The sequence below is a fragment of the Mesorhizobium sp. M1396 genome (genome assembly GCF_040317725.1).
Classification (GTDB): Bacteria; Pseudomonadota; Alphaproteobacteria; order Rhizobiales; family Rhizobiaceae; genus Mesorhizobium.
On sequence record NZ_JAMYLA010000056.1, the window covers coordinates 19,316 to 44,611 of the forward strand.

A 25,296-nucleotide genomic window follows, 5' to 3' on the forward strand; every position below is an offset into this window, starting at 1 on the left:
CGGGCGGCGCGTCAGGTCGCGACCGCCTTGCCGCCGCCGGCCGGCTTCTCCTCGTCGGCCGTAGCTTGCGGCCGCAGCTTGAACAGGATCAGCAGCGGTGCTGCGATGAAGATCGACGAATACGTGCCGAAGACGACGCCGAACAGCATCGCCATGGTGAACGAGCGGATCACCTCGCCGCCGAAGAGCACCAGTGCCAGCAACGCCAGGATCGTCGTCACCGAGGTCAGCGTCGTTCTCGACAGCGTCTCGTTGATGGCGTTGTTCAAGAGTTGCGGCAGCGGCATCCGCTTGTATTTTCGCAGATCCTCTCGAACACGGTCATAGACCACGATCGTATCGTTCAGCGAATAGCCGATGATGGTCAGGATCGCCGCCAGCGATGACTGGTTGAATTCGAGCCCGGAGATGACGAAGAAGCCAAGTGTCATGACCACATCGTGCACCGTCGCCACGATGGCGCCGACCGCGAACTGCCATTCGAAACGGAACCAGACATAGATCAGGATACCGAGCAGCGCGATCAGCATGGCGATCGTGCCTTGCTTGGCGAGCTCGCCCGAGACGGTCGGTCCCACCACTTCGACGCGGCGGAAGTCATAACTGTCCTGCAGTTCGCCGCGCACCTTGTCGATGACGGTCTGCTCGGCATTCTCGCCGCCATCCTGCGTCCCGACACGGATCAACACGTCATTCGGCGTACCGAACTGCTGGACTTGCACCTCACCGATGTTGAGTTCGGTCAGCCGCGCGCGGAGGTCCGCGAGGTCGGCATTGCCGCTCTTGGCCTGAACCTCGATCAGCGAACCGCCCTTGAAGTCGATGCCGTAGTTGATGCCGACCGTCATGAACAGCACCACCGACAGGATCGACAGCGCGCTTGACAGCGTGAACGTCCAGCGACGGATTCCCATGAACGGAATTTTCGTGCCGGGCGGGACGAAGGTCACCGGCGCACGCGGCAACTCCTTCGGGCGAGCACGGCGCAGCCAGATCGAGACCAGCAGACGGGTGAAGGTGAACGCGGTGAAGACGGTCGTCAGGATGCCGATCGCATACGTGATGGCAAAGCCCTTCACCGGTCCGGTACCGAGATAGAACAGAACCACGGTCGCTATCAGCGAGGTGATGTTGGAATCGACAATGGTCGCCAGCGCCTTGGTAAAACCGGTGTCGATCGCCTGGATCACCGAGCGGCCGGCACGCCGCTCCTCGCGGATACGCTCGTAGATCAGCACGTTGGAATCGACCGCCATGCCGATGGTCAGCACGATACCGGCGATACCTGGCAAGGTCAGTGTCGCGCCGAGCAGCGACAGCAGCCCGACGATCATCGCCACGTGCACCGCCAACGCGATGTTAGCGAGGAAGCCGAGCAATCCATAGGCAACGAACATGAACACGACGACCAGGATCGAACCGATGATGCCGGCGACCTTGCCGGCATGAATCGAATCCTGACCGAGACCCGGGCCAACCGTACGCTCTTCGATCACCGTCAGCGTCGCGGGCAAGGCGCCGGCGCGCAGCAGCACGGCAAGGTCGTTGGCGCTCTGAGCGGTGAAGTTACCCGAGATCTGGCCGGTGCCGCCGAGGATCGGCTCACGGATCTGTGGCGCCGAGATCACCTGATTGTCGAGGATGATGGCGAACAGCTTGCCGACATTCTGTGAGGTCGCCTGACCGAAGCGCGCGGCACCCTTCGAATCGAAGCGGAACGAGACCACTGGCTCATTGTTCTGCGAATTGTATGTCGCCTGCGCATCGACGAGGTTTTCACCCGAAACGATGACGCGGTTCTCGATCAGATACGGGACCGGCGGATCGTCCTGCGAATAGAGCACCGACGAACCGGCGGGCGGACGGCCGTTGAGCGCGTCCTGCACCGGCATCGACTGGTCGACCATCTGGAAGGTCAGCTTGGCGGTCTGACCGAGTATCTCCTTCAGCCGCTGCGGGTCCTGAAGACCCGGTACCTGGACAAGGATACGGTCGTCGCCCTGCCGCTGCACGATGGGTTCGGTCGTGCCGAGTTCGTTGACGCGGCGCTCGACCACCTCGATCGACTGCGTCAGCGCCGTCGATGTGCGGTATTTGATGCCGGCGTCGGTGACGTTGAACTTGAGCAGGCCGGGCTCGGAATCGTCCAGCGTCATTTCCTGGATGGAGCCGCCGGTGAACAGGCCGGCAGCGACCGGATCGGTCAGCGTCTTCAGTGCTGTCTTGGCGGCATCGACCTGAGCGGGATCGGTGATGCGGACCTGCAAGGTCCGCCCCGTGCCGGCAAGGCCAGTATAGCCGATCTTGGCGTCGCGCAGCAGCGTGCGGATTTCGTCGCGCGTCGTCTCCAGCCGGTCCTTGATCAGATCGTTCTGATTCATCTCCAGCAGGATGTGCGAGCCGCCCTGCAGGTCGAGGCCGAGCGTCATCTGCCGCTTCGGCACCCAGTCGGGAAGCTTGGCCAAGGTGCTTGCGGGAATGAGATTGGGCGCGGCGAGGATCACTGTGATGGCCACGGCCACCCAGATCAGGATCATCTTGAAGCGCGAAAAATACAGCATATGGCGTCGTCCGTCAGGGCATGCTGGCGGATCGCTCCGCCTAAAATTGGATTATTTCTTGGCGTTCTGGTTGGCCACCGGCTCGCCCTTGACGCGCACATCGGCGATCGTCGAACGCAGCGCGGTCACCTTGGTGCCGCCGCCGAGGTCGATCTCGAGCTCGTTATCGTCGATCACCTTGGTCACCTTGCCGACGAAACCACCGCCGGTGACGACCGTATCGCCCCGACGGACCGCCGCCAGCATCTCGCCGCGCTTCTTCAGCTGCGTGCGCTGCGGCCGGATGATCAGAAAATACATGATCACGAAAATCAGGACAAACGGCAAAATGCTGATGAACATGTCGGGAGAGGCGCCGATACCTTGGGCGTATGCCGGTGTCACGAACATCGAGGTACTCCTGAATTGGAAAACAGCCGCCAAACCGTAATTTGGCGGCCCCTTGAAATTTGGCCGGAATATAGTCGGTAAAGTTGTCAATGCAACTGCGCGGCCAGCCAAATCGGCTGCTTTTCCGGCCTGTTGAGCCGTGTTAGAGCATGATCGCGAAAAGCGCGAGCCGGTTTTGCGAAAAGATCCCGCTCGAACAAAAGGTTGCAACCGGTTTCGAACCCGACGCAATCGGGCAGGCTCACGCTCCCGCACGTCAAAAACGAGAAAACAAAAGACCGACATGACCGACAGCAGCATTGAAGCCTTGAACCAGAAACTCGACCGGCTGATCGAGGCGGTGAGCCGCCTCGCCGCACCGCCGGTGCCCCAAACCGACCTCGGCGAGGCCGATTGCTTCGTCTGGCAGGCCGATCCGGGCTATCTGGAGCCGGTGCGCAAGGTCAACCGCGTCGACATCGGCCTGATCCGTGGCGTCGACCGCGTCCGCGACATCCTCGTCGACAACACCGAACGCTTCGCCGCCGGCTATCCAGCCAACAACGTGTTGTTGTGGGGCGCGCGTGGCATGGGCAAATCGTCGCTGGTCAAGGCCGTGCATGCGGAGATCAACGCCAAGGCCAAGTCCGACCTGCCGTTGAAGCTGATCGAAATCCACCGTGAGGACATCGACACGCTGCCGAAGCTGATGGGCTTGCTGAAGGCGGCCCCCTTCCGCTTCATCCTGTTTTGCGACGACCTCTCCTTCGACCACGATGACACCTCCTACAAGTCGCTGAAGGCAGCGCTCGAAGGCGGCGTCGAGGGCCGCCCGGTCAATGTCATCTTCTACGCCACCTCGAACCGCCGGCACCTGTTGCCGCGTGACATGATCGACAATGAGCGCTCGACCGCCATCAACCCGTCCGAGGCGGTCGAGGAAAAGGTATCGCTGTCCGACCGTTTCGGCCTGTGGCTCGGCTTCCACAAATGTTCGCAGGACGAGTATCTCGACATGATCGACGGCTATGTCCGCCATCATGGCTTGGACATGAATCCCGAGCAGTTGCGCGCCGAAGCGCTTGAATGGGCAACGACACGCGGCAGCCGCTCGGGCCGCGTCGCCTGGCAGTTCACCCAGGACCTGGCCGGACGGCTCGGCAAGCCGCTCAAGGATTGATCTGCCCGCAACCAACTGAAAAAGCCCGCCCCTTGCGGAGCGGGCTGAGCCGGCGGGCGGACTGGAGGTCAGACGTCCCGCAAATTGCTTTTTTTCTTCTATTCGAGATAGCCCCCGACTATTCGAGATAGCCGGACGGATCGACCGGGGCCGAATTCTTGCGCACTTCGAAGTGCAGCTTCGGCGAGTCCGTCGTTCCGCTCATGCCCGACAGCGCGATTTCCTGGCCGCGCTTGACCTTCTGGCCGCGCTGCACCTCGATCGAGCTGGCGTGGCCGTAGACGGTGACCAGGCCATTCTCGTGGCGCACCAGCACCGTGTTGCCGAATTCCTTGAGGCCGTCGCCGGCATAGATGACGACGCCATTCTCGGCCGCCTTGACCGGCGTTCCTGTCGGCACGGCGATGTCGACGCCGTCCTTGCCCGACCCGAACCCGGAAATCACGCGGCCGCGCACCGGCCAGCGCATCTTGCCGATGCCGGTGGCGTCAGGCGCGACGGCGTCATCGTCCTCGGCCTGCTGGATGACTTTCGAATCTTTCTTCGGCGGCGTGTAGGACGCCAGCGTTTCCGACGGCGTGACCTTTGCGGCGGGCTGGGTGGTGGCCGTGGTCACCGGATCGATCTTGGCCGGCTTGGCGCTGGCGACGGTCGCGGTCCCACCGGCCGGCACCTTCAAGGTCTGGCCGATCTTGAGCAATCCATCCTGCATGCCGTTCGCCTGCTTGATCGCAACGACGCCGACGCCGGTCTTCCTGGCAATCGACGAAAGCGTATCGCCCGACTGGACCGTGTAGGTCCCAGCCGCGTTGGTCGCCTTGGCCGCGGCAATCTGCGGCTTGGGCTCCTTGGGCTGGTTTGCGGCGGCTGAGGTGTCGACCTGAGCGGCGGACTTGCCCTCCTTCAGCTTCGGCTGCTGCGGCAGCACCGCGACCTTTTCTGGTGCCGTGGCCGGCTGATCGTGCTTGCCGTCTTTCGCCGGCTTGGCATCGGCGACTTTCGGCTCGCCCTTGCTCGAATAGGCATAGGCCGGGATGATCAGCTTCTGGCCGGTCTTCAGCCCCTTGGTCGCGCTCAGCCCGTTGACCTTCATGATCACGTCGGACGGTACCTTGTAACGTTGCGCCAGGCCGCCGATCGTTTCGCCGTCCCGAACGACAATCTCGGTTGCATGCGGCTTACCAGAGGGCGCCACGCGGGGTTCATCGGGCTGGGCAACCTTGAAGGGCGATGCGGCCGGAGCGACGGTGCCGGTCGTGGTCCTGTCAACATGCGGTGCCGGAGCCAAAGCGGTGCGCATCGGCTTCGCGGCGGGCGCCAGTGCGGGAGCCGGCTGCGCCTGGGCAACGGGCGGCGGCAATGGCCGCGTCGAAACCGGATCGAGGCTGGAGCGGCTGACCGACTGTGTGTGGCTGCCATCGATGGGAGCGGCCGCGACATCACCCGGATAGGGCTGCTGCACGGCATCCTGCTTGTTGATGATGGTGCGCTGATTGTTGGTCGAGGATGTAAAGACGTCGTCGACGCCATTGAATCGCGAAACCTGGGAACTGCACCCCGCCGCAGCACCGGCGACCATGAGGACAGCGCAACCTCGCAGCAGGTTGCGTCCGTTTGTCTTCAAAACACTGAGTTGCATCGCACTAACCCGCACATACCCGGTACAAACTAGGCATGATTAAAGCGCGTTAATGTTACTCGACGGTTAACCCCATGGAATTCGACGCAATTTTTCTTAAAATATTACAAGGCGCGGAGCGGTGTTGAGATTCAGGTCAGGCCGAGTCGAAAACGCTGGGTTCCGAGAACCGGAGCGGAGCGTACTTTTGCGCAGGAAGCTGCCGTTTGCAGACCGGCACCACCTGAATATCAGCGCCCCTAGATGACGGCGGCCACGCTGCGCAGGATAGGCTGCAAGCGGACAAGGCCGATGTCCTCACGCTCGAACCGGCTGCCGACCTTGGTCAGCTTGGCCAGCACCTGCTCGCCCTCCTCGGGTCCGATCGGGGCGATGACGATGCCGCCGCTCGACAATTGGTCGAGCAGGAAGCGCGGCAGGCTGTCGAAGGCCGCCCAGGCGACGATGCGATCGAACGGCCCTTCATTCGGCAGCCCACCGGAACCATCGGCGTGGCGCACGATGACATTGCCGATACCGAGCGCCTCGAAGCGCTGCCTGGCCTGCTCGACGAGCGTCTTGTAGCGATCGGTGGTGACGACCCGCGCCGCCAGCCGCGACATCACCGCCGAGGTATAGCCGGAGCCGGTCCCGATCTCGAGCACGCGATTGCCCTGCTCGATGGCGAGTGCGGCGATCACCGCCGCCTGCATGTCGGCGCCTTCGATCGCCTCGCCGCATTCGATCGGCAGCATGCGGTCCGACCAGGCGATCTGATGGAATTGGGCCGCCAGGAAGCCGCGCCGCGGCGTCGCCTCGAAGGCCGCGATCAATGCCTTCGGCACCGTCCCCCGGCCGCGCAGGCGCAGCAGAAAGGCGGCAAAGCCTTCGCGGTCATCGATCCCCTGGTTCATGCAAGCGCCTTGCTCAGTTGGTCACGGATTTCATGCGCGGTGAGGTCGAGTTGCAATGGCGTCACCGACACCAGCCTGTTGCGGAGAGCGTAAAGGTCGGTGCCTTGCTTGCCTTCGACCGGCTCGCGGCCGAAACGCAGCCAGTAATAAGGCAGGCCGCGCCCGTCGCGGCGCTCGTCGACCCACAGGCTGTGCACCAACTTGCCTTGCGATGTGACCACCGTCCCGGCGACCTCTTCGGGAAGGCAGTTCGGAAAATTGACGTTGAGCAAAACGCCGTCCGGCAACGGCGTCGCGACCAGTTTCTTCAGCAATGCCGGCGCCAGCGCTTCGGTCGTCTCATAAGGGACGACGCGATCCTCGCCGACATAGCTGTAGCCCTGGCTGAGTGCGATCGAGCGGATGCCGAGCAGCGCGCCTTCCATGGCGCCGGCGACGGTGCCGGAATAGGTGACGTCGTCGGCGATGTTGGCGCCGGAATTGATGCCGGACAGGATCAGGTCGGGTGCGCCGGGCAGGATCTTCTTGACGCCCATGATGACGCAATCGGTCGGCGTGCCGCGCACGGCAAAGTGCTTCTCGCCGATCTTGCGCAGCCGCAGCGGTTCCGAGATCGACAGCGAATGCGCGTAGCCCGACTGGTCCTGCTCCGGCGCCACCACCCAGACATCGTCGGACAGCGTGCGCGCGACGCGTTCTAGCGACGCCAGGCCCTCGGCATGAATGCCGTCGTCATTGGTCAGGAGGATGCGCATTATTTCGATTCGATCTTTTCCAGACCGCCCATGTAACGTCGCAGCACTTCAGGAATGGTTACGCTGCCATCCTCGTTCTGGTAGTTTTCGATGACGGCTATGAGCGCGCGCCCAACCGCGGTGCCCGAACCGTTGAGCGTGTGGACGAAGCGGTTGCCCTTGCCGTCCTTGTCCTTGTAGCGGGCGTCCATGCGGCGCGCCTGGAAATCGCCGCACACCGAGCAGGACGAGATTTCGCGATAGGCGTTCTGGCCTGGCAGCCAGACCTCGATGTCGTAGGTCTTGCGCGCGCCAAAGCCCATGTCGCCGGTGCACAGCGTCATGGTGCGGAAGGGCAGGCCGAGCCGCTTCAGCACTTCCTCGGCGCATTGCGTCATCCGCTCGTGCTCGGCGAGCGATGATTCCTGGTCGGTGATCGACACCAACTCGACCTTGTAGAACTGGTGCTGGCGCAGCATGCCGCGCGTGTCACGCCCGGCCGAGCCCGCTTCCGAACGGAAGCAAGGCGTCAGCGCGGTGTAGCGCAGCGGCAGTTTTTCATGCGCGGTGATCTCCTCGCGCACAAGATTGGTGAGCGGCACTTCGGCGGTCGGGATCAGGCCAAGCCGGCCCTCCCCGTGCGACGTAAAGAACAGATCTTCCTCGAACTTCGGCAACTGGTTGGTGCCGAACAGAACGTCGTCCTTGACCATCAGCGGCGGGATGACTTCTTCGTAGCCATGCTCGGTCGTGTGCAAGTCGAGCATGAACTGGCCGAGCGCGCGTTCCATCCGCGCCAGACCACTTTTCAGGATCGTGAAGCGCGAGCCTGACAGCTTCGCCGCCCGCTCGAAATCCATCATGCCAAGCGCTTCGCCAATCTCGAAATGCTCCTTCACCCAATTCGGACGCGTTGGCACCTTGCCGACGATGTGCTTCACCACATTGTCGTGCTCGTCCTTGCCCACAGGCACGTCATCGAACGGCACGTTGGGCAGCACCGCCAGCGCATCGGTCAGCGCCTTGTCGAGCTCGCGCTCGCGCGCCTCGCCGTTCTGGATGAAGATTTTGATCTCGCCGACCTCGGCTTTCAGCTTCTCGGCAAGTGCCGCGTCGCCCGAACGCATGGCGTTGCCGATCTCCTTCGAGGCGGCGTTGCGGCGCTCCTGCCTGGTCTGCAGCTCGGTGACGTGTTCGCGCCGCGCCTCGTCCGAGGCGATCAGCCCGTCGACAGTGGACTGCGCCTCACCCGCCGACCACGAGCGCTTGACCAGCGCCTCGACAAGGGCCTTCGGGTTGTCGCGAATCCATTTGATGTCAAGCATGGTTCATCCGTCCTCAGGGAGCATGTCGCCCAAAGTGCGCAGCGGTTTTGGGACAACGACACGCTCAAAACAAAACTGAAACGCATCGCTTGATAGCGATGCGTTTCAGCCAGAGGGCGTAAACCGCATCCTTGATCGATGCAAGATGAGGCTAGGCCGCGGCTGCCGTTTTCCACGCAGCCCGGTGTTACGAGGCGGCAGGCGCCGGAGGCTCTTCCGGTGCTTTGTCCGCCACGGTTTCCGCCGCGTCCCTCTTCTCGCGCGCCACGCGCTGCTTTTCCTGATCGCGCTCGATCAATCGGGCAGCCCAGATGGAGACCTCGTAGAGAAGGATGGTCGGAAGGGCGAGGCCGATCTGGCTCATCGGATCGGGTGGCGTCAGCACGGCAGCGACGACAAAGGCGATGACGATCGCCCATTTGCGCTTCTCGGCCAGCCCCTTGGATGACAGCATGCCGACGCGCGTCATCAGGCTGGTCACCACCGGCAGCTGGAACACCAGGCCGAAGGAGAAGATCAGCGTCATGATCAGGCTGAGATATTCCGACACTTTCGGCAGCAGCGAGATCTGCACCTGATCGTCGGTGCCGGCCTGTTGCATGGCGAGGAAGAACCACATCACCATCGGCGTGAAGAAGAAATAGACCAGCGACGCCCCCATCAGGAACAGGATCGGCGATGCGATCAGGAACGGCAGGAAGGCGTTGCGCTCGTTCTTGTAGAGGCCTGGCGCGATGAACTTGTAGATCTGCGTGGCGATCAGCGGAAAGGCGATCACCATGCCGCCGAACATGGCCAGCTTCACCTGGGTGAAGAAGAATTCCTGCGGAGCGGTGTAGATCAGCTCGACCTTGTGCGGATCGAGCCCCGCCCACTTCGTCGCCCATTTAAACGGGATCACCAGAAGGTTGAACAGCTTCTTGGCGAAGAAGAAACAAACGAGAAAGGCGACGAAGAAGCCGCCGATCGACCAGATCAGCCGCCGGCGCAGCTCGATCAGATGCTCCATCAGCGGCGCCGACGATTTCTCGATCTCGTCCTTTTCCTTGTCCGAAACGCTCACCTGGCGGCTCCCGCCGTCTTCTTGGCCGCCGGCTTCTTCGCCGGAGCAGGCTTCGAATCGGCTTTCGCCACGGTCTTGCTCGCGATCGCCTTGGCCGCAATGGGCTTCGCGGCTTTGGGCGTTTCAGCCTTTGCCGCCGTCGCGGGCTTGGCCGGCACCTTGGGCAGAGGCGTTGCCTTGGCAATCTCCGCTTTCGCCGGCGCAGAAACTTTTGCGCCATTCGCCGAAGCCTTCGCCTGCGCTTTTACCACCGGCATCGCCTTTGCCGGCGCAGGCTTGGCTTTCTTCGCCGCTGACGCCTTCGGCGCCACAACTGATTCTGGCGGCACTGACGCCGTCACCACCGATTCATCGGTCATTGCCGGGAAAATCGGCGCTGCCGGTACTGCGTCCGGCCCGTTGACGCCAGGCATGGTCGTTGCGCCATTCTTCAACGGCTCGGCGGCCAGCGGGGTCGAAGCGGCAGGCATTGCCGGGTCCGCCGCCGGCTTCGGCTTCATCGCCGCGTCGACGCCGGAGCGAACGTCGGCCGCGGCCTGTTCGAACGGATTGAGCTGCTTCCTGATTTCGGCCATCGGGCTGAGGCCTCTGAGCTCGTCGACCGACTTCTTGACGTCGTCGAGCTCGGCTTCCTTCAGCGCTTCGTTGAACTGTTTCTGGAAATCGGACGCCATGGCGCGCAGCTTCGCCGTCGTGCGGCCGAAGGTGCGCAGCATATTGGGCAAATCCTTGGGTCCGACGACCACGATCATGACGATCGCGATGACCAGCATTTCGGTCCAGCCGACTTCAAACATGGCACTTTGTTCCGACTAGAACCTGTGGCTCAGCTCTTGCTGGCTTTTTCCTTCGCGGCCGCAACGGTCTCGTCGGCGCGATGTTCGACGGTGCGCTTGTCTTCGGCAACGTCGTCGTCGGCCATGCCCTTCTTGAAGCTCTTGATGCCCTTGGCCATGTCGCCCATCAGCTCGGGAATCTTGCCGCGGCCGAACACCAGCAGCACGATCACCAGCACGATCATCCAATGCCAAATCGAAAATGAACCCATAACAAATCTCTCTCGAATGTTTTCCCTGGCGATGATCTATGCGTTTTCGCGTTGGGATTCAAACACAACTGCGACAGAGTTTATGAAAGGGTGGCGGATGTCACGCATTTTCAACGCGATGGCCCGCTACGAATCCGCGCATCCTCGACAGATCGGCGGCCAATGCCAGTCAATCTTCCGTGACGCGCGGCGTCAGCAGGCCGAGTTCTTCAAGATCGATGTCGGTCAGCGCATCCTCGTCGTCGGTCAACGCATCAGGATCGGACGGAGGAACCGGAATGGCGAAATTCGACGGCATGCGGCCCGAAAGCAGTCCGGCCCCCTTGAGTTCCTCCATGCCGGGAAGATCGCGGATCTCCTCCAGCGCGAAATGGTCGAGGAAGGTCTCGGTGGTGCCGTAGGTGACAGGGCGCCCCGGCGTTTTGCGCCGGCCGCGCATGCGCACCCATTCCGTTTCCAGCAGCGTGTCGAGCGTGCCTTTCGAGGTTTCGACGCCTCGGATGTCCTCGATCTCGGCGCGCGTCACCGGCTGGTGATAGGCGATGATCGCCAGCACTTCGAGCGCCGCACGGGAAAGCTTCCTTTGCTGGACAGTATCCCGGCTCATCAGGAAAGCCAGATCGCCGGCCGTGCGGAATGCCCAGGCATCGCCGACACGCACCAGATTGACGCCGCGCCGCGCGTAGATCTGCTGCAGCTCGGTCATGGCCAGGGCGATACTGATGCCGTCCGGCAGCCGCGCCGCAAGTTGCTTTTCGCTGACGGGCTCGGCACTGGCGAACACGATAGCCTCGGCCATGCGTACCGCTTCCGCCAGATGCAGCCGTTCGGCCGGATTCTGCATTTGTTGCTCGGCCGGATCCCGGGAAAGCGACTCCTCTTCGGGTTCATCGCCGACCTTGAAAGGGATAACCGAAGCGTTGGCGCGTTCGCTCATGATGCCACCTCGACTGCCTTGATTGCCTGTGCGCGGCCGCGCAGATAGATCGGCGCGAAGACTTCGTCCTGCCGCATGTCCATCGTGCCTTCGCGCACCAGTTCCAGCGTGGCCGCGAAAGAGCTGGCGATCGCCGTGCGCCGCTCCTCGGGGCTGGTCATGTACACGATCAGAAAGCTTTCCAGCGTTGCCCAGTCGTGCAGAGCCCCAACCAGGCGGGTCAGGATATCGCGCGCGTCCTTGAGCGACCAGACACCGCGCCTGGCGATCGTCACATTGTTGATCGCCTGCTTCTGCCGCTGCTGGGCATAGGCAGTGAGCAGATCGTAGAGCGAGGCTGAATAGGCGTTGCGCTTTTCGACGATGACCATTTCCGGCATGCCGCGCGCGAACACGTCACGGCCGAGCCGATTGCGGTTGACCAGGCGCGCCGAAGCGTCGCGCATGGCCTCCAGCCGCTTCAGCCGGAACTGCAGCACCGCCGCCAGTTCCTCGCCGCTTTCGCCTTCGTCGCCCGGCTGCTTGGGGATCAGAAGCTTCGATTTGAGGAAGGCCAGCCACGCCGCCATGACCAGATAGTCGGCGGCAAGCTCGAGCCTGAGCGCCCTCGCCGTCTCGACAAAGGTCAGATATTGCTCGACCAGCGCCAGGATCGAAATGCGCGCCAGATCGACCTTCTGGGTGCGAGCCAGATGCAGCAGAAGATCGAGCGGGCCTTCGAAGCCGGCCACGTCGACGACCAGCGACGGGTCGCCGGTGACGCGTGAATCGTCATTCTCGGCCCACAGACGGTCCATCGGTGCGGCCTTTGCAGCCTTGCTTTCCAATGTTTCCGCCACTTCCTCTCAATTCCCTTTGTTAAGCCACCGCATCGAAATAGGTGGCGAATTCAGCGCGTATCTCGGTTTCTTCCACCGCGTCGCGGTTCTTAATATAGGTCAGCGCCCGCCTTGCGCGCTCCAGCGACGTGCCCTCGAGCCCCGTGGTCCGCGATGCGATGCCGGCCATCTCCTCGAAAACGCCATTGCAGTGAAGGACCAGATCGCAGCCCGCCGCAAGGATCGAGGCCGCCTTTGTCGGGAAATCCCCAGAAAGTGCCTTCATCGACGTGTCGTCGCTCATCAGCAGCCCGTCGAAGCCGATCTCGCGCCGGATGATCTCGTCGATGACCTTGCCGGAGGTGGTCGCCGGATTGTTGGGGTCGATCGCGCTGTAGACGACATGTGCCGTCATCGCCATCGGCAGATGGTTGAGCTCCCGAAACGGGGCAAAATCATGCCGCTGCAGATCGCTCAGCGAGGCGTTGACGACAGGCAACTCGAAATGCGTGTCGGCAAAGGCGCGCCCGTGGCCCGGAATGTGCTTCATGACGGGCAGTACCCCGCCCGACATCAGCCCTTCCGCCGCAGCGCGGCCGAGTTCAATCACCGGTCGCGGGTCCTTGCCATAGGCACGCGCGCCAATAACGTCGCTGGCGCCTTCGATCGGGACATCGAGCACCGGCAGGCAATCGGCGGTGATGCCGTAACGCAGCAGATCGAATGCATGCAGCCGCGCCATCAGCCAGGCCGCGCGGGCGCCGGCATCATGGTCGTCGCGCCACAGCGCGCCGAGCGCGCCGCCGGCCGGATAGTTCGGCGCCAGGGGCGGCCGCAGGCGTTGCACACGCCCACCCTCCTGGTCGATGAACACCAGCGCGTCCGGACGTCCGATACAGTCGCGCATCTCGGCGACCAGATCGCGGATCTGTTCGGTCTCGCCGATGTTGCGCGCAAACAGGATGAAGGCCCATGGGCATTCATTGCGATAGAAATTGATTTCTTCGCGGGTGAGCGATTTCCCGGCACAGCCGAGGATCATGGATTTTGATTCGGTCATGTCAGAAGTCTAAAGCTTCGCGCGATCAAAGGGAATCATCCGGATCACAAGCGGTCAAACGCCAGATCTGCTTTCCCCATGAAAAAAGCCGGCGCGGTCACCGCGCCGGCTTTTGATTGGTTGGCCCGGCTCTAGCGCGAGACGAAGCAGTTGCCGCCGGCGGCCTTGTAGCTGGTGCACAAATTGATCGCATCGTTGCGCGACTGCGCTGGCACGCGCACACGGTAGAACGTGCCCTTGCCGGCGATCTCGGCCTTGACGATGTTGGCGGTACGGCCGGCGAGCACGCTGCCATAGCGGCGCTGCAGATCCTGATAACTGGACTGGGCGCTTTCGACCGTCGGCTGTGAAGCGATCTGCATCGACCACGAACCACCGCCGGTCGCGGTCGATGCCGGATCGATGGACGCAACCTGATCGGGCTTGACCTCGCCGACGACATCGACCGGCTGGTCGGACGGGCGCTGCGGCGCGAGCGGAACCTTGGCCGGCGTGTTGGCCGACTGCGCCTTGGCCTCGGCCTTGGGCCTGGCTGCAGCCACCGGTTTGAGAGCCGGCTCGTCGTCCGCCGGGGCGGCGGCGGGCGCCACGGTGCCGGTCTGGTCCGCGTCAGCCTGCCCCGACGGGGCAACATGCTGCGGCGCTGGATCGACCGGCTCCGCGGCCGCCATCTGCGGGGCGGCGGGCGCCGGATCCTCACGCGGCACCAGCGAACCGTCCGACTTGACCACCATGGTCCTCACCTTGCGCGGCGCAACGGCGACGACATCGGCATTGGTGCCCTTGTCGGCTTCCTGCAGCACCTGTGCGATGCGATCCTCGGACTTGGGCGCGGGTGCTGTGTTGTCGGCCGAAGCGGCGCCGGCGGTCGGCGCGGCGTTGCCGTCATCGGTTCCAGCAGCGGCCGCGGCGGCTGCGTTCTGGTCCGGCGAAAGATCGATGGCGCGGGCCGGGTCCTTCGCCTGCACGTCCACCGGTTCTTCGGTGTTGGTGACCAGCTTTTCCTGGACCGGCTCGGCGGGCTTCGCGCCCCTGACCGCGTCGTAGACCTTGTTGCCCTGGTTCGGCACCACGGCCCCACCCGGATTCTCCGGCTTGACCTTGATCGGCGCGTTGTCGGCCTTGACGATCACCGGCGCCTCGCTGCCGCCCTTGCCGCCGAAAGTCAGCGCAAAGGCACCGAGGCCGCCTGCGACCGCCACCGCACCGACAATCGCGGCGATGAACAGGCCACGCCCGCGCGAAGGCCTCGCTGCCTCACGCTCGCCGAGGCCCGGAACAGCCATCGCCTCATCGTGTTCAGGATCGTAGTCGAGTTCATCGACGGTGAAATCGTCCGCCTGTGAAACCGGCTGGTTGCCGGGCAGACTGTCGAGATCGAAGCCGTCGGCGGCATCGGCATAACCCGTTGGAGCCGCCGCGCGGGCAGACACTTCCATCGGCCGCGCCGCATAGGTCCGGGCTTCCGGCTCATAGCCCGGCTTGACCCCGTCATAGCCCGGCTTGACCCTGTCATAGCCCGGCTTGACCCTGTCATAGCCCGGCTTGACGCTGTCATAGCCCGGTTTGAAGCCCGCGGCGTAGGAGTCATCATCGTAAGACGCGCCGGCCGCGTTGCTTGTGGGAGCGGCAGCGACCTCCACCGCGTTCATCTCGGAGAGAAGGCTGGAGAACTCGGCGTCGAGATCGTCATAGCCAGACGTCGCCGGCTGATCTTCCTCGAAGTGCAGTTCTGGAATATCGAGATCGTCCGCCAGCGCCACGACACGCTCGGGCACATCGACCGTCTCGACATCGGGCATCTCTTCGTATTGAGCGGACTGGCGCGATGGCGGCGCGGATACAGGGGCGACGGTCTCGGCCGGCTCGGCCGAACGGTAGGACGTCACCGCGGCGACTGCCGGCGCTGCGGCCACGGACGCCATCGAAGCGACCGGCTGAGCGCTAAACGCAGACTGAGCGCTAAATGACGGCTGCTGCGGAACCGGCGTCACGCGGCTCCACGAACGGGCTGGCTCGGGCGGCGTGGAACGCTTCGCCAGCCAATCGAGAGAATCCGCCGAATTGTCCCGGGAAGCGGACGCATCACCACGCGGATCCAGGCTTTTGGCCAAAGCCGCGTCGAACGCATCATTGTCGAAATCGACATCGCCATGTCCGGCGACGTCCGAGCCCGGATCCTCAAGTTCATCAGGCAGAAGATCGTCGACATCCGCATCGGCTGCCTGGGCGGTGCCAAGGTGCTGGGGCTGATCAGGCGCGGGTTCTTCAAGATCCCAGTCGAGGTCGCCGACAAGATCGGCCGGTTCCTCGGTGGTCTCGGCGGCCTCGACGACGTGCGACTGAGCGGCGTCAGCCGGCTGAGCCATGACTGGCTCCACTTTGGCCAGGGGCGTCGTGCGCGCGGTCATGGCACCCAGCAGCGCATTCAACTCGTCTTCCAGGCTTCGTTCGTCCGCGATCGGGGCTTGCACCGCGGGTGCGACATTGGCTTCTGGTGCCGCCGGCTGGAGCGCAGCGGCGGCGATTTCGGCGACCGGCTCTTCGACCGTCTCGGCAAACGTGTCGTCGAAGTTCAGGTCGAAAGCATCATCCGACGCAGCTTCAACCGACGCAGCTTCAGGGCTGGGAGTCTCGCCCTTCGCATCCGCGCTATCGGCGAGCATATCATGCGCTTCCGGCTCCTCGGATACGACCGGCTCATCAGCGCGAACGTCAAAATCCATGTCGACATCGGCCATGGAGTCGTCGAAGTGGCCGGCGAAATTCTCGTCGGAGGCAAAATTCTCGTCGGAGGCTTGGCCATCAGGCGCGGCCGCCTGCTCCGGCAGGGGATACTCGGCGGGATCGGCAGCCGTGTAGGCCTGTTCCGCCACCGAATGGTCGTCGAGCATCAGCTCGTCTTCGAGCGAGATCGCAACCGCATCGTCGAATTCATGATCCGAGGCGGCCGTCTCGACAGCAGGCGCGTCGGCAACGGCAACAGCGTGCGGGGCCTCTTCGGCCTCCTCATCGATCCGGACGTCCTGGTCTAGCGACGCGGCAAGCTCGTCCGCCATCGGCTGGTCGTCCTCGAAGGGCGAGACATCCTCAAGCGAACTGGCGACGGCATTGTCGAAATCAGCGTCGAAAGCCGGCTCGACAGACGGCGCGGTTTCGGCGGCGGCCGTATCGCCGACGGCGTGGTCGTCGACATCAGTCATGTCCAGATGGAAATCGTCGTCGAGCGACACCAAAAGCTCGTCATCGTCCATTGCGCCGGCATCAGCCGTTTCGAATGCAGGCTCATGCTCGAAAGTCGGCTCACGAGCCTCGGCAACCGGGGCGGCGTCGCTGTCGTCAGCGCCGAACTCGCCCATTATTTCCTTCTCGAGATCGATATCGAAATCGCCCTCCTCCGCCACGTGATCGGCGGCTGGGGCTTTCGGCTGGGCGGGCGACTGCGGTTTGACCGGCTGGCGCGGGTCGAACCCCATGATCCTGGTCAGTTCCGCGAACGGATCATCGTCAGTGATGTCGTTGTTGTCGGATACTCTCAGCTGGGTTCTGTCTGCCATTATTGTTCCCGAACTCGCACTCATTCGGACGCCATGGACGTCGCGTAGGGTTGGCCCTTACCAGCGCAATGTGGGCAAAAGGTGACAGGTTATTTAGTCAAACCTAACGCATTTCGGTGGGCGCGGCGGCTCCGATCAACGTCAGGCCGGACGTCAAGACGTCCGAAACAGCCTGCACCAGCCCTAGTCTGGCATGCGTCAATTGTCGGTCGTTAACCTTAACAAAACGTAAGTCCGGATTATCCGTGCCACGGTTCCAGTGTCCATGGAAGCTGGAAGCCAGATCATAGAGGTAAAATGCCAGCCGGTGCGGCTCGAGCGCAAGTGCCGCGGACTCGATCAGGCGGGGATATTCAGCAAGCTTGCGGATCAGGCCAATCTCGCCCTCGTCGGTCAGCAAAGCCACGGCGGACGCCAGGCTGTTGCGGTCGAAATTGGCTTCACCCAATTGCTCGCTCGCCTGCCGGAACACCGAATGGCAGCGCGCCGAGGCATACTGCACATAGAACACCGGGTTGTCCTTGGACTGCTCGGTCACCTTGGCGAAATCGAAATCCAACGGCGCATCGTTCTTGCGGTAGAGCATCATGAAACGGATCGCGTCGCGGCCGACCTCCTCCACCACTTCGCGCAACGTCACGAAATCGCCGGACCGCTTCGACATGCGCACCGGCTCGCCGTCGCGAAACAGTTTCACCAATTGGCAAAGCAGCACGGTGAGCTTCACCTCGTCCCCGGCGATCGCCCGCGCCAGCGCTTCCAGCCGCTTGACATAACCGCCATGGTCGGCGCCGAGCACATAGATCAGGTCGATGAAGCCCCGATCGACCTTGTCCTTGAGATAGGCGACGTCGGCGGCGAAATAGGTGAATGAGCCATCGGACTTGACCAGCGCCCGGTCCATGTCGTCGCCGACCGCGGTCGAACGGAACAGCGTCTGCTCGCGGTCCTCCCAATCTTCGGGCTTCTCGCCCTTGGGCGGCGGCAGCTTACCCTTGTAGATATGGCCTTTCAGCGTCAGATCGCTGATCGCCGATCGAATCTTCCTGGCATTGTCGGCATGCAGTGTGCGCTCGGAGAAGAACACGTCGTGATGCACGTTGAGCATCGCCAGATCCTCGCGGATCATGGCCATCATCGCATCGATGGTACGGTCCTTGACGATGGCGAGCACCTCGTCGTCCGGCATCTGCAGGAGCGAGCGGCCGAACTCCTTGGCCAGCGCCTGACCGACAGGGACGAGATAATCGCCGGGGTAAAGCCCGGCCGGAATCTCGCCGATATCATCGCCAAGCGCCTCCCGGTAGCGCAGCATGACCGAGCGGCCGAGCACGTCGATCTGCGAGCCGGCATCGTTGATGACATATTCCTTGGTCACGTCGTAGCCGGCGAAGGCCATCAGGTTGGCCAGCGCGTCGCCGACCACGGCACCCCTGCAATGGCCGACATGCATCGGCCCCGTCGGATTGGCCGAGACGTATTCGACATTGGTTTTCCGGCCACCACCAACCGTCGAGCGCCCATAGTTGCGGCCCTCGCCAAGCAGTGCGGTCAGATGCGTCTGCCAGAAGCCGTCCTTCAGCCGGAGATTGACGAAACCAGGACCGGCCACTTCGGTGGCGGCGACATCCTTGTCCTCACGCAGCGCCTGCGCCAGTCTTTCGGCCAGCGCGCGCGGATTCTGGCCGGTCGGCTTGGCCAGCACCATCGCCGCATTGGTCGCCAGGTCGCCATGGCTGGCGTCGCGCGGCGGCTCGACGGCAATGCGCGACAGATCCGGCGAAACGCCGTTACTGTCTTTCAAATCAAGCGCTTCGACAGCTTTTATGATTCGCGCGGTGAAATCGGCGAAGATGTTCATGGGACTGGCTCTGGTGGCTTTACAGGGAATCCGGCTCGTTGGCCGGCAAAATCGAGCCCGCCCTAGCTCAATTCAGGCGTATGGTCAAACAAACGCCGGTGTTCCTTGAGCGCATAGGTATCGGTCATACCCGCCAGGAAGTCGGTGACGCTGCGCGCCTTGATGCGATCGTCGGCCCGATCCAGCCCCTCGCGCCAGCCGTCCGGCATGGCGCGCGGATCAGCGAAATAGGCGTCGAACAGATCCTTGACGATTTGCTCGGCGTCCGCGCGCACCCGCATGACTTCCGCGTGCCGATAGAGATGCTTGTAAAGAAAGGCCTTCAGTTCTTTCTCGAAGGCGGCCATTTCGGCCGAGAAAGTCACCATCGTCTCGCCTGCTGCTCTCACCGCATCGGAGTTCTGCGGCCTGATGCGTTCCAGATTGGCAGTGGTGGAGACGATGACATCCTCGACCATGGCGGTGATCTGCCGCCGCATCAGTTCATGGCCGGTGCGCACGTCGTCGAGGGAGGGATAGCGTCCGCGCACGCCTTTCAGAATGGTTCCGGGCAGCGAAACCATCTCCAGCATGTCCAGCGTCAGCAGCCCTGCTCTCAACCCGTCGTCGATGTCATGGTTGTTGTAGGCGATGTCGTCGGCGATCGCCGCGCATTGCGCCTCGATGCCGGCAAACCGGTCCAGTTCGAGATCGTGCAGCTGCGAATAATCACGGATCGCCTGCGGCACCGGCCCTTTCAGATCTTGACCGTTGGCGTCCGTCAGCGGTCCATTGTGCTTGACCAGACCTTCCAGCGTTTCCCAGGTCAGGTTGAGCCCGTCGAATTCGGCGTAGCGCGCCTCCAGCCTGGTCACGATGCGCAGCGATTGCGCGTTGTGGTCGAAGCCGCCCCAGGCGGCCATCTTCTCGTTCAGCGCGTCCTCGCCAGTATGGCCGAACGGCGTGTGGCCGAAATCATGCACCAGTGCGACCGCCTCGGCGAGATCCTCGTCGCCGCGCAGCGCCCGTGCCAGGGCGCGCGCGATCTGCGCCACTTCGATCGAATGGGTCAGCCGGGTGCGGTAATGGTCGCCTTCGTGCGCGATGAAGACCTGCGTCTTGTGCTTGAGCCGGCGGAAGGCCGTCGAATGGATGATGCGGTCGCGATCACGCTGGAACGGCGTACGGGTTGGGCTTTCCACCTCGTCGAACAGCCGCCCGCGCGACTTTGCCGGATCGCAGGCATAGGCGGCGCGTGGCCGATAGCCGAATCCGATGTCGCCCAACTCATTGGTCATGGCTGATGCCGCCGCGGTTGACTTGGTCCAGATGATTTGGCCTGGTTGACTTGGCCCCTCTCGCTTCATACCTATCATGTGAAACCGAAAGCAAGGTGACGCCCATGGGCGCGGATGCCAAGACTGCCATGAAAGTCGACATGACCGAGGCCGCCGCCAGGCGGATCGCGAAGATTGTCTCGGGCGAGGCCGGCAAGACGGCGTTGCGCGTTTCGGTCGAAGGCGGCGGTTGCTCGGGCTTTTCTTACAAGTTCGATCTGGTCGATACGCGCAACGACGATGACGTCGCCATCGAGAAGGATGGCGCCACCGTGCTGATCGACGACCTGTCGCTGGTCTATATGGGCGGCTCGGTGATTGATTTCGTCGACGATTTGATGGGCCAGTCGTTCCAGATCAGGAACCCGAATGCCGTCGCCTCCTGCGGCTGCGGCACGAGCTTTTCCATATAGAATGCCCGCCATCGGCGCGGTCCGTCAGATCGCGCTGTCGGCCGGCCGCGACCTCGATGCAACTCTGGCCTTTTGGCGCGACGTGCTGGGCATGAGCCTGCATGCGCGCTTCGATCCGCCGGGCATCGCATTCATCATGGCTGGCGATATCAGGCTGTTGTTCACCGACGGCATCCCGGCCGGAACCGTTTATCTCGACATATCGGGCCTCGACGATTTCCACGCCTCGGCGGCGGCGGCCGGCGTCCCCTTCACCGCGACGCCGACGCTTGTCCATCGTGACAGCGAGGGCCAGTTCGGCCCGGCGGGGGAAACCGAATGGATGGCCTTCCTAAAGGACCCGGCTGGCAATACGATCGGGCTCGTCGAACGCCATCCGCCGCAAGAGCCCAACTGAGCAGCATCGGGACCGTCATGAAAATCGTCACCTGGAACATCAACGGCGTGCGCGCCCGCATCGGCAACCTGACCCATTGGCTGACCGAAAGCGCGCCCGATATCGCCTGCCTGCAGGAGATCAAGACGGTCGATGAGCAGTTCCCGCGCGCCGAGATCGAGGCGCTCGGCTACAATGTCGAAACCCATGGCCAGAAGGGTTTCAATGGTGTCGCCATCCTGTCGAAATTGCGCTTCGACGAAGTTGTCAGAGGCCTGCCTGGCGACGATGCCGACGAACAGGCGCGTTTCATCGAAGGCGTTTTCTCGACCGACAAGGGCGCCTTGCGCGTCGCCTCGCTCTATCTGCCGAACGGCAACCCGATCGATGACGAGAAGAAGTTCCCTTACAAACTGTCCTGGATGGCGCGGCTGGAGCGCTGGGCTGAAGAGCGCCTGAAGCTCGAAGAGGCGCTGGTGCTGGCCGGCGACTACAACGTCATCCCCGAGCCGATCGACGCGCGGTTTCCGGAGAACTGGCTGGGCGATGCGCTGTTCCAGCCGCAGACGCGGCAGGCCTTCCGCCGGCTGCTCAACCTTGGCTTCACCGAGGCGGTGCGCGCGGTCACCGACGCGCCCGACACCTATACGTTCTGGGACTATCAGGCAGGCGCCTGGCAGAAGAACAACGGCATCCGCATCGACCATCTGCTGCTGTCGCCGGAAGCCGCCAACCGGTTCTCATCGGCCTCGATCGAAAAGCATGTCCGCGCCTGGGAAAAGCCGTCGGATCACGTACCGGTGGCGATCGACCTTGCGCTGCGGCCAGCTGACAACGGCTAAACCCTCATATCGCCACATTTCGAGCAGTTCATTGCGGGGCAGCATGGCGGCTGGGGTTCCATGACCATACGATTTCATCTTTGTCCGATCGGCCTGGCATTTGCCATGGCTGCTCCTGCCTCGGCACTTGCCGATCAGGAATGCCTGGCCAATGGAAAATCCTATCAGCTCGGCCAGGTCGCCTGCCTGACGGTTGGCGACCAGAGCCATCTTGCCCGCTGCGACATGGTGCTCAACAACACCTCGTGGACAAAGGTCGGCGACAGCTGCCCCGCAAACACGATGGCGCCGCACCTACACCCCACGCCGATCTCGACGCCGGCGCCCAGCATGGTGCCGACGGAACCGACAGAGAACTGATCAAGATTTTGTTGGTGAGGCTGGCGCGAAACTACTGGTCCGCGTTGCCGCCCTTGGTGATGATGTCATCGGCCAGCGAGATCGCGGTGCGGCGGTCGGCTTCGCCCGCGGTGGCAAATGCCTCTTCCTGCATGCCGCGTATCCAGGGCTGGTCGGCCGGCGAAGCGCGTTCGAGCGCCGCCGTCATCATCGCCAGGCCGCGGACGATCTTGCCGCTCTGGAACAACAGGTGGCCCAGCGTCGCCTGGGCACCGGCATGGCCCTTCTCGGCGGCAAGCTGGAACCAGCGCCCGGCCTGCTTGACGCTGGCCTTCACCCCGCCCTCGCCCTTCAGGAACATCTGCCCCATCTCGAACTGCGCGTTCGGGTTGCGGTAATTGGCGGCGGCGCGCATGTAATATTCCTGGGCCGCCACCTCGTTCTCGGTCACCGGGCTGCCGGGAATGCCCTTGCGCAGATAATCGCCAAGCGCCACCAGCGCGTCGGAGACATAGCTTTCCTCGGGCGAGCCGGGCTCGACATCCTGGTCGACGATCTCCGAGAAGAACTTGAACGCCTCATAGTCGTCGCGCGCCACGCCGTCGCCTTCGGCATACATGCGGGCAAGCTTCCAGGTGGCGCCGATCTGGCCGTTTTCGGCGGCATATTTGTAGGCCTCGGCGGCCTGTTCCTTGTGGCCGTTCTTGTAGGCGGAGAAGCCGAATTGGAACACGGCCCAAGGACTGGACTGCGGCTTCACGCCGGTCTTGTCGTCGAACACCTTGTCGTCGAAGGCCATGGCCTGGCCCACGGCGCCAAAGGTCGCGCCAAAAGTGGCGGCCACGACCAGTGCCGAAAAGACAGACGACCTCAACAACTCAGATGTCCGCATAGCAGTGTGTTTCTTTCGCACCGCCCGGATGGGTCACCGCGCCATCGCGCGCCGGCCCTACCGTCTGTGCATATTTCCATATCGCGCCCGACTGATAGTCGGTCGTGCGCGCCTTCCAGGTCTTTGCCCTCGCCGCCAGTTCGCTATCGGACAATGCCACCTCGATCGTGCCGTTCACCGCGTCGATCGAGATCAAATCGCCATCCCGGAGCAGCCCGATCGGACCACCCACCGCTGCCTCCGGCCCGACATGGCCGATGCAGAAACCGCGCGTCGCGCCCGAGAACCGCCCGTCGGTGATCAGCGCCACCTTGCCGCCCATGCCCTGGCCGTAGAGCGCTGCCGTCGTCGACAGCATTTCGCGCATGCCGGGGCCGCCGCGCGGCCCTTCGTAACGAATGACGAGAACCTCGCCTTCCCTGTAGTTGCGATGCGTCACCGCCTCGAAACATTCCTCTTCCGAATCGAAGCAGCGCGCCGGGCCGGAGAACTTCAACTCCGACATGCCGGCGACCTTCACGATCGCGCCTTCGGGGGCAAGGTTTCCCTTCAAGCCCACGACACCGCCGGTTTGGGTAATAGGTTTGTTGGCCGGGCGAACCACATCCTGATGCTCATTCCAGGCAACGTGCTCCATATTTTCGGCCAAAGTGCGGCCAGTCACGGTAAGGCAGTCGCCATGCAGATAACCGTGATCGAGCAGTGTCTTCATCAGCAGCGGGATGCCGCCTGCCTCGAACATGTCCTTGGCGACATATTTGCCGCCCGGCTTGAGGTCGGCGATGTAAGGCGTCTTCTCGAAGATCTTCGCCACGTCGAACAGGTCGAACTTGATGCCAGCCTCGTGCGCGATCGCCGGCAGGTGGAGTGCCGCGTTGGTCGAGCCACCGGTGGCCGAGACCACGGTCGCCGCGTTCTCCAGCGCCTTCAGCGTGACGATGTCGCGCGGCCGGATGTTTTTTGCGATCAACTCCATGATCTTTTCGCCCGAGGCGAAATTGAAACGGTCGCGCATCTCGTAGGGCGCCGGCGCGCCACAGGAATAGGGCAGCGCCAGACCGATCGCCTCGGCGACGGTGGCCATTGTGTTGGCGGTGAACTGGGCGCCGCAGGAGCCGGCCGACGGACAGGCCGCCTGCTCGATTTCGAGAAGTTCGGCATCATCGATCGTGCCGACGGAGTGCTGGCCGACCGCCTCGAACACATCCTGCACGGTGATCTGGCGGCCGCGATAGCTGCCGGGCAGGATCGAACCGCCATAAATGAAGATCGACGGCACGTTGAGCCGCACCATGGCCATCATCATGCCGGGCAGCGACTTGTCGCAGCCGGCCAGCCCGACCAGCGCGTCGTAGCAATGGCCGCGCATGGTGAGTTCGACTGAATCGGCGATGACCTCGCGCGACACCAGCGACGACTTCATGCCCTGGTGGCCCATGGCGATGCCGTCGGTGACGGTGATGGTGCAGAATTCGCGCGGCGTGCCGCTGGCGGCCGCGACGCCCTTCTTGACCACCTGCGCCTGGCGCATCAGCGATATGTTGCAGGGCGCCGCCTCGTTCCAGCAGGATGCGACGCCGACCAGCGGCTGCGCGATCTCGGCCGCCGACAAGCCCATCGCATAGAGATAGGAACGGTGCGGCGCACGCGCCGGACCGACGGTCACATAGCGGCTGGGGAGCTTAGCCTTGGAAATGACTTTGGCGTCCATACTCTTCCTTGCCCCACATCTTCCTTGAAACGGGGCGGTGCGGCCTGCCCCATCGCCGAGCCTTTTGGCGCGTATCCCGAGACAAGATCGAGGTGCGCCGGGTTTATGGCGGGAAATGGGCAATTTCCTCTGGCTGACTTCTAGCGCAGGGGTTGTTCAGAAAGTGTTGCCGAAACGTCACAATCGTATGAGGTGAAAGAGGTGCGGCTAATATGCAACGCAGCTTGGATACGGCAGCGCCCACGATGGCCGGCGCAAACAGAAAAGGCCGGGCAATGCCCTAATGCAGTTCACTTAGGCACCTTCAGTGTTCTGACAGGATATTTGGCTGGTAGCCTTTTGACGACACGGGGGCATGATCG

At 63.1% G+C, this 25,296-nt stretch carries 22 protein-coding genes; 5 read left to right on the forward strand and 17 right to left on the reverse strand.

Translation table 11 applies throughout. From position 1 onward, the window contains the following. Nucleotides 1-11: 11 nt before the first annotated feature. Nucleotides 12-2,561 (reverse strand): protein translocase subunit SecDF, encoded by a 2,550-nt coding sequence (gene secDF, locus NKH02_RS28130; RefSeq protein WP_352882956.1) that lies wholly within the window; start codon nt 2,559-2,561, stop codon nt 12-14. 51 nt (nt 2,562-2,612) lie between these two features. Next, nucleotides 2,613-2,951 carry a preprotein translocase subunit YajC gene (gene yajC / locus NKH02_RS28135; protein WP_027024896.1) on the reverse strand — a complete coding sequence of 113 codons (339 nt, stop codon included), beginning with the start codon at nt 2,949-2,951 and terminating at the stop codon, nt 2,613-2,615. Nucleotides 2,952-3,234: 283 nt separating this feature from the next. Between yajC and NKH02_RS28140 the strand changes: the two genes are divergently transcribed. Beyond that, on the forward strand, nt 3,235-4,110 hold the full coding sequence (locus NKH02_RS28140; RefSeq protein WP_352882958.1) for an ATP-binding protein: 876 nt from the start codon (nt 3,235-3,237) through the stop codon (nt 4,108-4,110). Between the two features lie 118 nt (nt 4,111-4,228). Here NKH02_RS28140 and NKH02_RS28145 read toward each other — a convergent pair whose 3' ends face one another. The 13 genes from NKH02_RS28145 to NKH02_RS28205 all read right to left on the reverse strand — a co-directional run bounded on the left by NKH02_RS28145 (nt 4,229) and on the right by NKH02_RS28205 (nt 20,322). After that, complete coding sequence (locus tag NKH02_RS28145; RefSeq protein ID WP_352882960.1) at nt 4,229-5,749, reverse strand: peptidoglycan DD-metalloendopeptidase family protein; 1,521 nt, start codon at nt 5,747-5,749, stop codon at nt 4,229-4,231. Between the two features lie 239 nt (nt 5,750-5,988). Next, nucleotides 5,989-6,642 (reverse strand): protein-L-isoaspartate(D-aspartate) O-methyltransferase, encoded by a 654-nt coding sequence (locus tag NKH02_RS28150; RefSeq protein ID WP_352871261.1) that lies wholly within the window; start codon nt 6,640-6,642, stop codon nt 5,989-5,991. Further along, nucleotides 6,639-7,397, reverse strand: coding sequence for a 5'/3'-nucleotidase SurE (gene surE / locus NKH02_RS28155; RefSeq protein WP_352655206.1), 759 nt, complete (start codon nt 7,395-7,397; stop codon nt 6,639-6,641). Before surE ends, NKH02_RS28150 begins: the two co-directional genes overlap by 4 nt. Beyond that, on the reverse strand, nt 7,397-8,701 hold the full coding sequence (gene serS / locus NKH02_RS28160; RefSeq protein ID WP_352882961.1) for a serine--tRNA ligase: 1,305 nt from the start codon (nt 8,699-8,701) through the stop codon (nt 7,397-7,399). Before serS ends, surE begins: the two co-directional genes overlap by 1 nt. 187 nt (nt 8,702-8,888) lie before the next feature. Then, nucleotides 8,889-9,764 carry a twin-arginine translocase subunit TatC gene (gene tatC, locus NKH02_RS28165; RefSeq protein WP_352882963.1) on the reverse strand — a complete coding sequence of 292 codons (876 nt, stop codon included), beginning with the start codon at nt 9,762-9,764 and terminating at the stop codon, nt 8,889-8,891. After that, nucleotides 9,761-10,561 (reverse strand): Sec-independent protein translocase protein TatB, encoded by an 801-nt coding sequence (tatB, locus tag NKH02_RS28170; RefSeq protein ID WP_352882964.1) that lies wholly within the window; start codon nt 10,559-10,561, stop codon nt 9,761-9,763. The genes tatC and tatB overlap by 4 nt, the downstream gene beginning before the upstream one ends. A gap of 29 nt (nt 10,562-10,590) precedes the next feature. Beyond that, nucleotides 10,591-10,812, reverse strand: coding sequence for a twin-arginine translocase TatA/TatE family subunit (locus NKH02_RS28175; protein ID WP_013531295.1), 222 nt, complete (start codon nt 10,810-10,812; stop codon nt 10,591-10,593). Between the two features lie 169 nt (nt 10,813-10,981). Further along, on the reverse strand, nt 10,982-11,749 hold the full coding sequence (gene scpB / locus NKH02_RS28180; RefSeq protein WP_352882966.1) for an SMC-Scp complex subunit ScpB: 768 nt from the start codon (nt 11,747-11,749) through the stop codon (nt 10,982-10,984). Then, nucleotides 11,746-12,546 carry a segregation and condensation protein A gene (locus NKH02_RS28185; protein ID WP_023757623.1) on the reverse strand — a complete coding sequence of 267 codons (801 nt, stop codon included), beginning with the start codon at nt 12,544-12,546 and terminating at the stop codon, nt 11,746-11,748. The genes scpB and NKH02_RS28185 overlap by 4 nt, the downstream gene beginning before the upstream one ends. Nucleotides 12,547-12,607: 61 nt before the next feature. Further along, nucleotides 12,608-13,627 carry a beta-N-acetylhexosaminidase gene (gene nagZ / locus NKH02_RS28190; RefSeq protein ID WP_352882967.1) on the reverse strand — a complete coding sequence of 340 codons (1,020 nt, stop codon included), beginning with the start codon at nt 13,625-13,627 and terminating at the stop codon, nt 12,608-12,610. 131 nt (nt 13,628-13,758) lie between these two features. Continuing rightward, nucleotides 13,759-17,184 (reverse strand): SPOR domain-containing protein, encoded by a 3,426-nt coding sequence (locus NKH02_RS28195; RefSeq protein ID WP_352882969.1) that lies wholly within the window; start codon nt 17,182-17,184, stop codon nt 13,759-13,761. Nucleotides 17,185-17,287: 103 nt separating this feature from the next. Beyond that, entirely contained in the window at nt 17,288-19,045 is a 1,758-nt protein-coding gene (gene argS, locus NKH02_RS28200; RefSeq protein ID WP_352882970.1) for an arginine--tRNA ligase, read from the reverse strand. A gap of 62 nt (nt 19,046-19,107) precedes the next feature. Further along, on the reverse strand, nt 19,108-20,322 hold the full coding sequence (locus NKH02_RS28205; RefSeq protein ID WP_352871273.1) for a deoxyguanosinetriphosphate triphosphohydrolase: 1,215 nt from the start codon (nt 20,320-20,322) through the stop codon (nt 19,108-19,110). A 104-nt stretch (nt 20,323-20,426) separates the two neighbouring features. Here NKH02_RS28205 and erpA point away from each other — a divergent pair, with 104 nt between their 5' ends. From erpA to NKH02_RS28225, 4 genes are read left to right on the forward strand one after another with little or no spacing between them, the layout of a single operon-like run. Continuing rightward, nucleotides 20,427-20,774, forward strand: coding sequence for an iron-sulfur cluster insertion protein ErpA (gene erpA / locus NKH02_RS28210; protein ID WP_027024881.1), 348 nt, complete (start codon nt 20,427-20,429; stop codon nt 20,772-20,774). Nucleotide 20,775: 1 nt separating this feature from the next. Next, the gene (locus NKH02_RS28215) at nt 20,776-21,171 is read left to right on the forward strand and encodes a VOC family protein (RefSeq protein ID WP_352871274.1); all 396 of its coding nucleotides are present in this window, start codon (nt 20,776-20,778) and stop codon (nt 21,169-21,171) included. A 17-nt stretch (nt 21,172-21,188) separates the two neighbouring features. Beyond that, nucleotides 21,189-21,992: an exodeoxyribonuclease III gene (gene xth, locus NKH02_RS28220; protein WP_352871275.1), complete on the forward strand. Its 804-nt coding sequence runs from the start codon at nt 21,189-21,191 to the stop codon at nt 21,990-21,992. A gap of 60 nt (nt 21,993-22,052) precedes the next feature. Beyond that, nucleotides 22,053-22,352, forward strand: coding sequence for a hypothetical protein (locus NKH02_RS28225; protein ID WP_352871276.1), 300 nt, complete (start codon nt 22,053-22,055; stop codon nt 22,350-22,352). Nucleotides 22,353-22,383: 31 nt separating this feature from the next. Here the strand turns inward: NKH02_RS28225 and NKH02_RS28230 are convergent, their stop codons facing one another. Continuing rightward, nucleotides 22,384-23,223 carry a tetratricopeptide repeat protein gene (locus NKH02_RS28230; protein ID WP_352882971.1) on the reverse strand — a complete coding sequence of 280 codons (840 nt, stop codon included), beginning with the start codon at nt 23,221-23,223 and terminating at the stop codon, nt 22,384-22,386. Beyond that, nucleotides 23,210-24,934, reverse strand: a complete 1,725-nt coding sequence (gene ilvD, locus NKH02_RS28235) for a dihydroxy-acid dehydratase (RefSeq protein WP_352882973.1) — start codon at nt 24,932-24,934, stop codon at nt 23,210-23,212. The genes NKH02_RS28230 and ilvD overlap by 14 nt, the downstream gene beginning before the upstream one ends. Between the last annotated feature and the right edge of the window lie 362 nt (nt 24,935-25,296).